Genomic DNA, 11,996 nt, shown 5'->3' with positions numbered 1-11,996 from the left:
TCAGTTAAATACTGTGTTATTTTACCTTACCTAGTATTGAAGGCTGAGTCAAAAGCCCATCCTCAGCACTCTTTATACAGCACTTTTGAAGTAAGTGAGGTACAGCATGAGTAATAAGTAATGAGTAATGAGTAGTGAGTTATTGTATTCAGAACTTTTGGAGCATTTGTTTTTTGTATTGTTTGGTCATTTTAAGTTTTGTCTGCTGATAATTAGATGACAAACTTATTTTATATATTTAAAGCCTGACATAAATAAAATACGCTGACAAATTGGATGATTGATTATCTACGACTTGCAAAAATAAATAAAATAACTTATATAAAATAACTTGTATAGAAACCTTGATATTTTAAATAGCAAAATGTTTAGCTGTGAAACCATAAAAAGATAATAACTGTTATTAAAATACAGAAATGACTAAGAGCTTTAAGTTAAAACTTTGAAGACAACCAGTGATCAGAACGCACTATGTCTTTAACTTCAAAATCATCAGCATTACAAGTAACAGCATTTTCTGACTCTTTGAAAAAATCCAGTGATTTGTTAGACGTTCTCGACAACAATCAAGGAATTGGCAAAACTTTTTTAGGCAGTAGTTCCGCGTCAACATTAGATACAAGCTCTTTATCAACACAGCAAAATACAACATCAAAAGTTACAGCCAGCGCCAATCCTAACCCCAACCCTTACCTAAAGAGTGCAGCGATCGCACCTGATTTTAACGGTGATGGTAAAGTTGATAAACTCTGGGTGAATGCTCAAACAGGTGAGATTGTCCTACGCCTCATGGATGGTGGACAAATTCTCTCCCAAGGTTCTATGGGTAAGTTTGACATTAACTCTTGGACTTACAGAATTGCCGATTTTAATAATGATGGCAAAACTGACTTTCTGTTGCGGAATATGAAGACAGGGGAGAACAGAGTTGCCCTCATAGATGGTACAAGAGTCGCTAGTACCGCCGCCTTAGAAAGAGTAGATCCCAACTTGAATCCCTTAATTGGTGATTTCAATGGCGATCGCAAAACAGATATCTTCTGGAATAATGCTCAAACTGGCCAAAATGCCCTTTGGACAATGGATGGTACAAGAGTTTCCAGTGCCAATGTTCTAGAAACCACAGCAGTTGGTTTAACTCCAACCGTTGTTGATTTTGACGGTAACGGTAGAAGCGATATCTTCTGGCGCAATGCCAATACTGGCGCTAACAGTGCTTGGTTTATGAATGGCACACAAGTCAGCAAGTTTAACCTACAATCTCAATCTTCGGCTTTAACTCCCATCCTCGGCGATTTCAACGGCGACTTAAAGACTGATATTCTGTGGCGTAACTCTTCCAGTGGTCAAAACAAAATTTGGACTATGAACGGTATCGTCGTCACCGAAGCCGCAGCTAAGACACTCGATTCTTCTTGGCAAGCTAACATTGTTGATTTTGACGGTGACGGCAAAACCGATATCTTCTGGCGCAATAAAACAACTGGTGAGAATACAGCTTGGTTAATGAATGGTACAGCCGTTAAGTCTGAAGCCTTCCTCCCCAGCAACAGCGCATCCTTGACACCATCCTTTGGCGATTTCAATGGCGATGGTAAAACCGATGTCTACTGGCGTGATCAAGCTTCTGGTGCAGATAAGATTTGGACAGTGAATGGCACACAAGCTACAGAATCTACTGTCGCTACTCAAAGTAGACTTGGTGCGGCTTGGTATACCGGCTAAAAATTGGTGATTTCGGGTGCGATTCTGACCACAGAAGGTAATGGTGATAGTCAACATTCCGAATCATTGATGAATCAGTACTCTACTAGATAGATATTCTTATAGTACTGATTCTCCAACTCTGATCCATTGTGAATTTTTACCTTTAACCTTCTGTTATGGCAGTATGCTCTGACTTTGAGCATACTGCTTATTTAAAATTAGACGGATTTTAGTAACGTCCTGTATAAGCGAGATTAATCACTTTCTTTTTCTAGCCTCTGTTCATTACATTGATATACGCCTTCTTTCCTACTCCCTTTCTACAGCAACAGATTCAGCCATCAAACCAGATTCCTATATATCTCAAGATAGAGTTAATAAATTATCCCTAAGTGGGAATACTAACTTTAACCAACATCATTGGTTAAGCACATTGTGAGGTTTATACCCATGTCAGAAATTAACATCGGTGATTATTTAGCTCACCCCTTGGTGAGATATCGCAATCATTTAGAATTCAATGGTTATCACGTTGATGAAGAAGATGAATTACTGTTATGTCGCCACCCAAGAAAGCATGGTTTAATAGTTAAGAATGTACCAAATCGAGGTGTATTAATTAGAATTCTTTATTCTTGCAATCTGAATGTAGATAGATATAATCTTTTAGAATACGTAAATGAACTGAATTTATTATTTATGTTTATGAAAGCATATATTGATAATTCAGGCAGTAATTTATATATGGAAACCTTTTGTGAGGGTGAATATGATAGAACAAATTTTTCAATTGTCTTAGACAATATTGAATATGACATGGAAATGTTTATCAATCATCATCAAACTAGAGAATGTTTATTATAAAATAAAAATTAAATAGAGATTTGTGGTGGGTTCTGCCCACCATTATTTTTTTATTAGAGGTTATTTCTAGCAGTTCTATAGTGGTCTTTTTCCCTCACTGATTCAGCACCGAGCTTAGTCGAAGTGTCAATTCTGACTCCTGAATTCTGACTTCTGAATTCTGTAATTGTTAACAATTATTAAGCAAAAATTGATAGATAATCTGTATAACCGAGTGATGTAAAATCCAGAAGATAGTAAAAGGCGATAACAGAGTCTGAATAGCAATGGCACAGGATCGTAAGTCAACGGTTGTAATCACAGGTGCGTCCTCTGGGGTAGGTTTGTACGCTGCAAAAGCATTTGCTCGCAGAGGATGGCACGTTGTCATGGCCTGCCGAGATTTGGCAAAGGCTGAAAACGCTGCTCAAGAAGTAGGCATACCCAAGGACAGCTATACCCTTATGCACATTGACCTGGGTTCTTTGGATAGTGTGCGCCAATTTGTCAACAACTTTAGAGCCAGTGGCAAATATTTAGATGCGGTGGTGGCGAATGCGGCGATTTATATGCCATTAATCAAAGAGCCATTACGCAGTCCCGAAGGCTACGAATTAACCATGACCACCAATCACCTTGGTCATTTTCTGTTGTGCAAACTCTTGCTGGAAGATATGAAAAAATCTCCGGCTGCGGATAAGCGAATGGTGATTTTGGGAACTGTTACCCACAACCCAGACGAACTAGGTGGTAAAATTCCGCCACGTCCAGACTTGGGTGATTTAGAAGGCTTCGCCGCAGGTTTTAAAGCACCGATTTCGATGATTGACGGTAAGAAATTTGAACCCGTTAAAGCTTACAAAGATAGTAAAGTTTGCAACGTGTTAACCATGCGCGAACTGCATCGACGCTATCACGAATCAACTGGTATTACCTTCACCTCTCTCTATCCGGGATGTGTGGCTGAAACACCACTATTCCGTAACCACTATCCTTTGTTCCAAAAACTCTTCCCCTTGTTCCAGAAATATATTACCGGGGGATATGTCTCTCAAGATACGGCAGGAGAACGGGTTGCAGCCGTGGTGATTGAACCAGAATATAAGCAATCTGGTGCTTATTGGAGTTGGGGAAATCGCCAGAAAAAAGAGGGTAAATCTTTTGTGCAGACAGTTTCTCCCCAAGCGCGGGATGATGCTAAAGCTGAACGCCTGTGGGATTTGAGTGAAAAGCTAGTTGGGTGATTGTAACTGAGTTACGGTGATGAAAATAGGGTGTAAGGGTTTTGGATATATACCCTTACACCCTTGCGCTGTAAATATAGGCTGTTGATTTTGTACCTTTTTAGGGATGGAAGATTGAGTAATGAGTAGTGAGTGATGAGTTAAGACGTATGTAAGAAATCTCTCAAGCTCTGATAACTTTGTATCTTACTCTGTGGGTTTACCGTTAGGCGTTATCGTAAGAGTAGCCGAAGAGCGCATCTAGGTTTTTTCATAATTTCGCGTAAGTCCTATTTACTCATCACTCATTACTCCTTACTCATTACTCAAAATCAACACCCTACTAATTACAAATGATAATTTTAATCATGGGAGTGACTGGTGCTGGTAAAACCACCATTGGTCAAGCATTAGCAGCAGGAACAGGATGGGAATTTTGCGATGCTGACTGGTTTCATTCAATTGCTGCGAAAACCAAAATGAGTCGAGGAGAAGCGTTAACAGATGCCGATCGCCAACCTTGGTTACAATCATTACAAACTGCGATCGCTCAATGGTTACAAGCAGAGAAAAATGTGATTTTGGCTTGTTCGGCACTCAAAGCCAGTTATCGTAATGTTCTTGGGGATCATGATCCACGGGTAAAGCTAGTGTATCTCACAGGCAGTTATGAGTTAATTGCCCAAAGATTGCGCGATCGCCACAATCATTTTATGAACGCCAATCTTTTACAAAGCCAGTTTGATACCTTAGAAGCACCCACACCTCAAGAAGCCGTTTATATTGATATCTCTCAAGATTTAGCTGCGATTTTGCAGCAAATCAGAAACAGCGTCCAGGTTTAAGTTTTATCGGCACTGCCTTCTGACTTGAAAGTGCTGAGTGCTGAGAGGGGTGAGGAGTAGACAAGGTAGAGGGGGGAGACAAGGTAGAAAGATTGCGTCCGTATCTCCCTTGTCTCCCTTGTCCCCCCTGCCCCCTGCCTCAGTTAATGTGTATATCAGTGTATTTTAATTTCGTATAAATTGATATAATTTTCCATACCCAATAGAATCGAGTGCAGATTATACATATATTTTTACAATTCTGCAATATTTAAATTCCCTATTAATTTGACTCTTAAACCAGCTAGAAACCTATCCTAAATTGAGCTTAATTACTACAAAAATCTTATCAATAACTCATGCAGATTTTGATTTATTCCTATAACTATCATCCAGAACCAATTGGAATTGCACCTTTAATGACAGAACTAGCAGAGGGACTGGTAAAAAAAGGTCATGAGGTGCGGGTAATTACAGGAATGCCAAATTATCCACAACGCGAAATTTATCCAGGTTATCAGGGTAAGTGGTACATCACAGAAAAAATTAATGGTGTCACTGTTCAACGCAGTTACTTGCGAATCAAGTCTAAACCTAATTTGCTGGATAGATTACTATTAGAATTAAGTTTTATTTTGACGAGTTTACCGCAAGCTTTGAGAGGTAAACGACCGGATGTAATTTTGCTGACAATTCCGCCTTTATTAGTGACATTACCTGCGGCTTTATTAGGAAAAATATACAATTGCCCGGTAGTATTAAATGTCCAAGATATTCTCCCAGAAGCGGCGGTGCGTGTCGGGTTAATGACAAATAAAAGGATGATTAAATTTTGTGAGTTCTTAGAGAAATTTGCTTACAAAAATGCTCAAACCATCAGCGTTATTGCTGATGGTTTTTTAGAAAATTTAGTAAATAAAGGCGTATCTCCCCAAAAAATTACTTGTATTCCCAACTGGGTCAATGTTAATTTTATTCATCCTTTACCACAAAATCAGAATCCCTGGAGAATCACCCATCAATTAGAGGGAAAATTTGTGGTGATGTATTCTGGGAACATTGCTTTAACTCAAGGTTTAGAAACAGTAGTGGCGGCGGCGGCTAGGTTGCGTCATCTTCCTGAAATTACCTTTGTGATTGCGGGAGAAGCGATCGCTCTGGGAAGATTACAACAATATTGTTTAGCCTGTGGCGCAGATAATGTTTTACTCTTACCCCTACAGCCGCGCGAACAACTCCCGCAAATGTTAGCGGCGGCTGATATTGGCTTAATTGTCCAAAAACGCAACGTCATCTCCTTTAATATGCCTTCTAAAATTCCCTTGTTGTTGGCGAGTGGTCGTCCAATTGTGGGTTCAGTACCAGCCACAGGTACGGCGGCGCAAGCAATTCGAGACAGCGGCGGCGGTGTCATTGTCGAACCAGAATCCCCAGAAGCCTTAGCCGATAAAATTTTAGAGTTGTACCATCAACCACAGCTAAGAGAACATTTAGGGCAGCAAGGTAGACAATTTGCGGTTGAATATTATGCTTGTGAACAAGCAATTGCCAGATATGAAGAATTATTTATCGATGCGATCGCTAAACAGCAATCAACCGTTGATCATGTTTTAAAATTAAATTCTCCAGACTCTCAGATTGATATTCACCAAACTCCAAAATTGCGCGATCGTCGTACGGTAAAAACTGGAAAATAGAAACTAGTAACAAGTTACAGTCAAAGATATAGGAGTCCTATTTGAGAAATGAACAAAAGAGACAAGGAGGACAAGGTAGACAAGGTAGAGAGATGTTTGTATATCATTAGGACTTACGCAACTGGCATATTTTTTCTGTAGGGTGTGTGACGCAACGGGAAGATTTGAACGTAGTCATCAGATTTATAGCGTCACGCACCAACCACCAATTGTGACACTTACGTAAGTCCTGATCATTTAGGATTGCTATAGTAACCTTGGGGTAGGAGTAGGGAGCAGAAAAGATAATGTTTTAATTACAGTGTTTTTCATCTCCATGAGGTACATTCCTCTAGTCTCTATTCCCTATCAACTTATACTGCACTCAACCGAAAAACGCTGTATGTCGCTTTTTTCACAAATCAAATATGAGTCCTATATATATTCAAATTATTAGTCAAACTCCGGGACGGCTAAGACTGCGAATTTCTCCTCAAAATCTAGAACAAGCAGAAATTCAGTTGACTGCTAATTACCTCAAAACCTTTTTCCCACAGGTTGAACAGTTAAAGGTAAATTCTCAAACAGGCAGTGTGACTTTTTATGCTGCCGATGCAAACACTGATTTTGCAGAAATTATCGATAAATTACAGGCTCAAGGCATTGTTATTATTGAGATTCCCAAGGCAAAACCCCAGTCGCCAAGTTTTGCTACCAGCTTATTGGGAATAAATGAGCAAGTTAAAAAAGTTACTAAAGAAAGTGTAGATTTACGAGTTATTATACCTTTTACTGTTGTGGCGATCGCTCTCAAAAGAGTGCTACCACCCTTGGCGCGATGGAAAACAACCACTTTGTATTTGCTGTTGTGGTATGGCTTAGAAAGTTTGGTGAAACTTAGCGATAACGAAAAATCACCGACTGATACAACAGGAGATGAGGAATAGGGTAGAGGTTATAGGTTACAGGTTATAGGTTGATAAAAATCCGTGCCACAATCCTCAGATTTTTACGGTGAAATACTGAGCTTTATCTAGCTTTTATACCGTTATTATGTGGCAAATACAGAATATTGTTGATTAACAATAAATTACGCGATGTGCAACTTATTCTTGAAACCCCTCTCCAAACCTCTCCCCTGCAAGGATAGAGGCTTTGAATCTTGCCCCCCTTCCCTACGAGGGAAGGGGTTAGGGGTTAGGTTTGAGAGAAAGTTGCACACCACGTTAAATTCGTAGGTTGGATATAGCCATAGCAGCACTCAACGAAGGTTTTGATAATGTTGGGTTCGCTATCACCTGTCGCCTATCACCCGCATCTACTCACAATCAAAGATGAACACATTCGAGATTAATATCCAGCGCAAATTAGGCAAACACTGGCCGATAGTAGTAGAACATAGCCGACCGGGAGAACTACTATCATCGCGTTCGGAAGGAACCCTCGAACTCACAGCAGAAGACTTACAAAAACTCACCAGCTTACTGGGACAGCCCCTAGAATACGGCACATTTCTCGGAAAGGCACTGTTTAAAGAAGAAATTCGAGATGCCTTTATCCGGGCGTTACACAACTGTGACGCAGCCTTACGAGTATTATTATTTATCGAAGCCACAGACCCAGAACTCAGAACCTTACGTTGGGAAAGACTCTGCGGCAAAATTGATGACAGTTGGCGGCTACTAACATTAGAACAGCGCACCCCATTTTCCTTTTATATTCCAGCAATTACAGACCGCCGTTTTCCTCCCATTGGTCGCAGAGACTTACGCGCCTTAATCTTAGTCGCCAGTCCCGAACAAATTGGGCGGTTTAGTTTAGAACCCTTTGATGTTGAAGCCGCCGTTTCATACGTGCGTCAAGCTTTGGGTGAAATACCATCAGATGTTTTAGCTACAGTCCCAGATGCAATTGGGGAACCAACCTTAGATGAACTGTGTAAACACTTAACCGACAGAACCAAGCAGTATACTTTACTGCACATCATCAGTCATAGTCGAGTCATCGAGAACGGCGAAACAGTCCTGTACTGGACGAAGGAAAATAATCAAGTAGAACCAGTCACAGGAACACGTTTAATTGAAAGATTACGGTCATTAAAAGGAGCCAAAGGATTACCACACTTTACTTGTCTCTCTACCTGCGAAAGCGCCAGTGCAGAAGCTGAAGTCGGGCTTGGCGGTTTAGGACAAAGACTCGTGCGAGATTTGGGAATGCCGGCAGTTGTCGCCATGACAGAAAAAGTCACCGTCAAAACCGCCCTCGCATTAGGTATAAAATTTTATGAACAATTGCGCCAATCTGGGGAAGTAGATTCAGCATTGCACGAAGCCTTAGCTGGACTCGCCGAACGGGGTGATGTCACTGTCCCCGCCTTATTTAGTCGCTTGGGTGGACGACCCTTATTTAGTGACCAACTAGATAGAGACTTGACTAACACCGAAATTGGGTATGGTTTAGAGCAGTTTGAGCAATTATTGTCAGAACGCGCCCCAGCACTACGGCAAAGATTTGCAGAACTAGCCCAGAAATTAGGTAATAGTTTAGGTGCAGATAGCAACGCCTTAAGCAAATCAGCCCGTGAAGAACGCGAACAAGCTTTAACAGCAGTTAATACCCTTTGCGAAGAAATCATTGACCTGAGTTTTAACGCCTTGGCTTTAGGTCAACAACCACCCACGTATAATTCTTGTTGTCCTTTCTTGGGCTTGTATCCTTTCCGCGAAGAAAACCGCGAGTTTTTCTTTGGGCGAGAACAATTAATTATTCAACTCAATGAAAAACTGACAGAACATAACTTTTTAGCGGTGTTAGGTGCTTCTGGGAGTGGGAAATCATCAGTAGTATTAGCAGGGCTGATTCCCGCATTACAAGAAAAACAGCCGAATTTAGTTGTGTCATATATGACACCCAGTAATAACCCAATGGCGCAATTGCAAGCAACATTGGCTGGCGGGGAAAATCAACAACCTGCACCTTTAAGTAAGTCGTTGTGTTTGTTGGATATTGAAAATGAATGGGTGACAAAACCAGAAACCGCCATTGAATTAGCCAAGGGTGGTGTTGCTGTCAGCACTGAGACGACTTTGAAGCAGACTTCTATTTTAATCGTTGACCAGTTTGAGGAACTATTTACCCTATGTCCTGATGAAACCGAACGTCGGGAATTTATCGCACAAGTTTTAAACTTAACTCAACAGCAAAAAGTTGTAATTACGATGCGGGCAGATTTTTGGGGAGAATGCGCCCCTTACCGGGAGTTGAAAGAACTCATGGAAGCCCGACAAAAATTGATTGCGCCAATGGATGGGGCGGAATTACGAAAAGCGATGGAAATGCAAGCTGCACAGGTAGGTTTGCGGTTTGAACCAGGGTTGAGTAACACCATTCTGGATGATGTTCAAGGTGAACCGGGGGCAATGCCATTGTTGCAACACGCGCTGCTAGAGTTATGGAAGCGGCGACATGGTAGATGGTTGCAGTCGGGGGAGTATGAAACAATTGGTGGTGTGAGAATGGCGATCGCTCAAACTGCCGATGATGTTTACAATACCCTATCACTGTCGGAACAGGAACAAGTTAAAAATATTTTCATTCGCCTCACCCGTCTAGATGACAGCGTTATTCAAGGAGACATCCGCCGCGATACAAGACGCAGGATTTGGTTAGATGAGTTAGTTCCAACGGGTAGTACAGCAGCATCAATTAAAGAACTAGTTAATCGATTAGCTGGGGAAGGTGCAAGACTGGTAGTTACTAGTATTGATAGTTCTACAAGTAAAGAAGAAGTGGAAGTAGCCCACGAAGCATTAATTCGCTACTGGCCAAGATTACTGAATTGGTTGGATGAAAACCGCACTAATTTGCAACTACGAGAAACTATTCGTCAAGCGGCGTTAGATTGGGACAAGCAACAAAAAGATGATAATTATTTAGTGCATCGTGGCGGGAGATTAGAAGATGCTCAAGTCTTAGCCAAACAAACCGGATTTCTCAACCAACTTGAGGCTAACTATGTTAACGCTTGTATAGAGTTACGCCAGCGTCAAGAAGCGGAAAAAGAAGCCCATCGCCGTCGAGAAATTAGAACAGCCAGGGGGGTGGCTGGTGGTGCAGTTGTGGCTGTGATGATTAGTGCTAGTTTGGGACTGGTGGCTTGGTCTCAAAAGCAAGAAGCCGAAATAGCTAAGGCGGAGGCTATTACTCAATCTTCGTTAGTACTGTTTGATTCTCATCAAGAATTGGAAGCACTGATAAAAGGAATTAAGGCTGGAAGAATCTTTAAAAAACAAAAAATTAACTACATTCCAGCTATGGTAGCTTTGCAAAAAGCAGTTTATGGAATCAAGCAGCGCAATAATTTTACACACGGCAGTGTAGTCTATGGCATGGCTTTTAGTCCCGATGGCAAGACATTCGCTTCTGCTGGTAGAGACAAAACAATTAAAATCTGGGATCTTAAAGGCAAGCTACTGCAAACTTTTATAGGACATCAAGATTCTGTTATCAGTGTTGCTTTTAGCCCAGATGGTAAAACCATTGCCTCTGCTAGTGATGACAAAACAATCAAACTTTGGGATTTAAACGGTAAAGAACTACGAACCTTTAAAGGACACCAAGCTGAGATTAATAGTGTAGCCTTTAGTCCAGATGGTAAAACTATTGCTTCTGGTAGTTTTGACAATACTGTGAAACTTTGGGATTTAAGCGGTAAGGAACTACAAACCTTTAAAAAACAGAACACCGCACTTAGAAGTGTAGCTTTTAGTCCAGATGGTAAAACGATTGCTTCGGCTGATTGGGGCAATGATGTGACACTGTGGAATTTAAGTACTAAGGAATTAAAAACCCTCAAAGGACATGAAAATTATGTCTATAGAGTAGTGTTTAGTCCCGACGGTAAAACTATTGCTTCCGCTAGTTATGACAGTACCGTGAAACTTTGGGATTTAAACGGCAAGCTACTGCAAACTTTCAAAGGAGATATCTATCCAGTCTATAGCGTAGCGTTTAGTCCAGACGGTAATACCATTGCTGCTGCTAGTTATGACGGTACCGTGAGACTTTGGAATTTAAACGGCAAGCTACTGCAAACCTTCCAGACACACCAAGTGTGGATTAATAAAGTGGTGTTTAGTCCAGATGGTAAAACGATTGCTTCTGGTAGTTCGGACAAAACAATCAAACTTTGGGACTTAACTGGTAAACTACTGCAAACCTTCAAAGGACATCAAGATTCGGTCTTTAGTGTTGCATTTAGCCCTGATGGTAAAACCATTGCTTCTGGTAGTTGGGACAACACTATAAAACTTTGGGATTTAAGCGGTAAACTACTACAAACCTTTAAAGGACATCAAGACCAGGTTACAAGTGTTGCATTTAGTCCCGACGGTAAAATGATTGCTTCATCAGGTGTGGATCGTAATATAAAACTTTGGGATTTAAGCGGTAAGGAACTACGAACCTTCAAAGGACATGACGGTTTAGTCATAAGCGTAGTATTTAGTCCTGATGGTAAAACCATTGCTTCTGCTAGTTATGACAAAACAGTGAAACTTTGGGATTTAAGCGGTAAACTACTACAAACTTTCCAAGGACATCAAAAAGAGATATAGAACCCATTTGGGATCTAGTATACTGATAAAATAACAGTATGTTTTGTCACTTATGTATTTAAGCAGTTTAACAGATGAAGAGTGGCTAATTATTGAACCATTATTACC

Annotated in this window: 7 protein-coding genes; all 7 read left to right on the top strand. The window is 40.8% G+C overall.

Features of this window, described 5'->3' with window-relative positions:
- The first annotated feature begins 471 nt into the window (after window positions 1–471).
- The 7 genes from H6G79_RS17750 (at window position 472) to H6G79_RS36825 (ending at window position 11,888) form a co-directional block, all read left to right on the top strand.
- Window positions 472–1,725 (top strand): VCBS repeat-containing protein, encoded by a 1,254-nt coding sequence (locus H6G79_RS17750; protein WP_190590855.1) that lies wholly within the window; start codon window positions 472–474, stop codon window positions 1,723–1,725.
- A 432-nt stretch (window positions 1,726–2,157) separates the two neighbouring features.
- Window positions 2,158–2,571, top strand: a complete 414-nt coding sequence (locus H6G79_RS17745; protein ID WP_190590857.1) for a DNA mismatch repair protein — start codon at window positions 2,158–2,160, stop codon at window positions 2,569–2,571.
- A 266-nt stretch (window positions 2,572–2,837) separates the two neighbouring features.
- Window positions 2,838–3,794 carry a protochlorophyllide reductase gene (locus tag H6G79_RS17740; protein WP_190590858.1) on the top strand — a complete coding sequence of 319 codons (957 nt, stop codon included), beginning with the start codon at window positions 2,838–2,840 and terminating at the stop codon, window positions 3,792–3,794.
- Between the two features lie 332 nt (window positions 3,795–4,126).
- Window positions 4,127–4,618 (top strand): gluconokinase, encoded by a 492-nt coding sequence (locus H6G79_RS17735; protein WP_190590859.1) that lies wholly within the window; start codon window positions 4,127–4,129, stop codon window positions 4,616–4,618.
- A gap of 338 nt (window positions 4,619–4,956) precedes the next feature.
- Window positions 4,957–6,294 (top strand): glycosyltransferase family 4 protein, encoded by a 1,338-nt coding sequence (locus H6G79_RS17730; RefSeq protein WP_190590860.1) that lies wholly within the window; start codon window positions 4,957–4,959, stop codon window positions 6,292–6,294.
- Window positions 6,295–6,701: 407 nt separating this feature from the next.
- Window positions 6,702–7,220: a hypothetical protein gene (locus H6G79_RS17725; protein ID WP_190590861.1), complete on the top strand. Its 519-nt coding sequence runs from the start codon at window positions 6,702–6,704 to the stop codon at window positions 7,218–7,220.
- Between the two features lie 387 nt (window positions 7,221–7,607).
- A complete protein-coding gene (locus H6G79_RS36825) occupies window positions 7,608–11,888 on the top strand; it encodes an eIF2A-related protein (protein WP_242048435.1) in 4,281 nt (1,426 codons plus the stop codon).
- Window positions 11,889–11,996: the final 108 nt, after the last annotated feature.

This window comes from Anabaena sp. FACHB-83, from assembly GCF_014697485.1.
Lineage (GTDB): Bacteria > Cyanobacteriota > Cyanobacteriia > Cyanobacteriales > Nostocaceae > Nostoc_B.
Note: the sequence above shows the minus strand (reverse complement) of the source record. Positions and strands in the feature narration are given on the sequence as shown.

What these genes read in the sequence shown, in the direction of transcription:
- H6G79_RS17735 (WP_190590859.1), top strand. Translation starts at nt 4,127, where the DNA reads ATGATAATTTTAATCATGGGAGTGACTGGTGCTGGTAAAACCACCATT.
- H6G79_RS17750 (WP_190590855.1), top strand. Translation starts at nt 472, where the DNA reads ATGTCTTTAACTTCAAAATCATCAGCATTACAAGTAACAGCATTTTCT.
- H6G79_RS17745 (WP_190590857.1), top strand. Translation starts at nt 2,158, where the DNA reads ATGTCAGAAATTAACATCGGTGATTATTTAGCTCACCCCTTGGTGAGA.
- H6G79_RS17730 (WP_190590860.1), top strand. Translation starts at nt 4,957, where the DNA reads ATGCAGATTTTGATTTATTCCTATAACTATCATCCAGAACCAATTGGA.
- H6G79_RS17740 (WP_190590858.1), top strand. Translation starts at nt 2,838, where the DNA reads ATGGCACAGGATCGTAAGTCAACGGTTGTAATCACAGGTGCGTCCTCT.
- H6G79_RS36825 (WP_242048435.1), top strand. Translation starts at nt 7,608, where the DNA reads ATGAACACATTCGAGATTAATATCCAGCGCAAATTAGGCAAACACTGG.
- H6G79_RS17725 (WP_190590861.1), top strand. Translation starts at nt 6,702, where the DNA reads ATGAGTCCTATATATATTCAAATTATTAGTCAAACTCCGGGACGGCTA.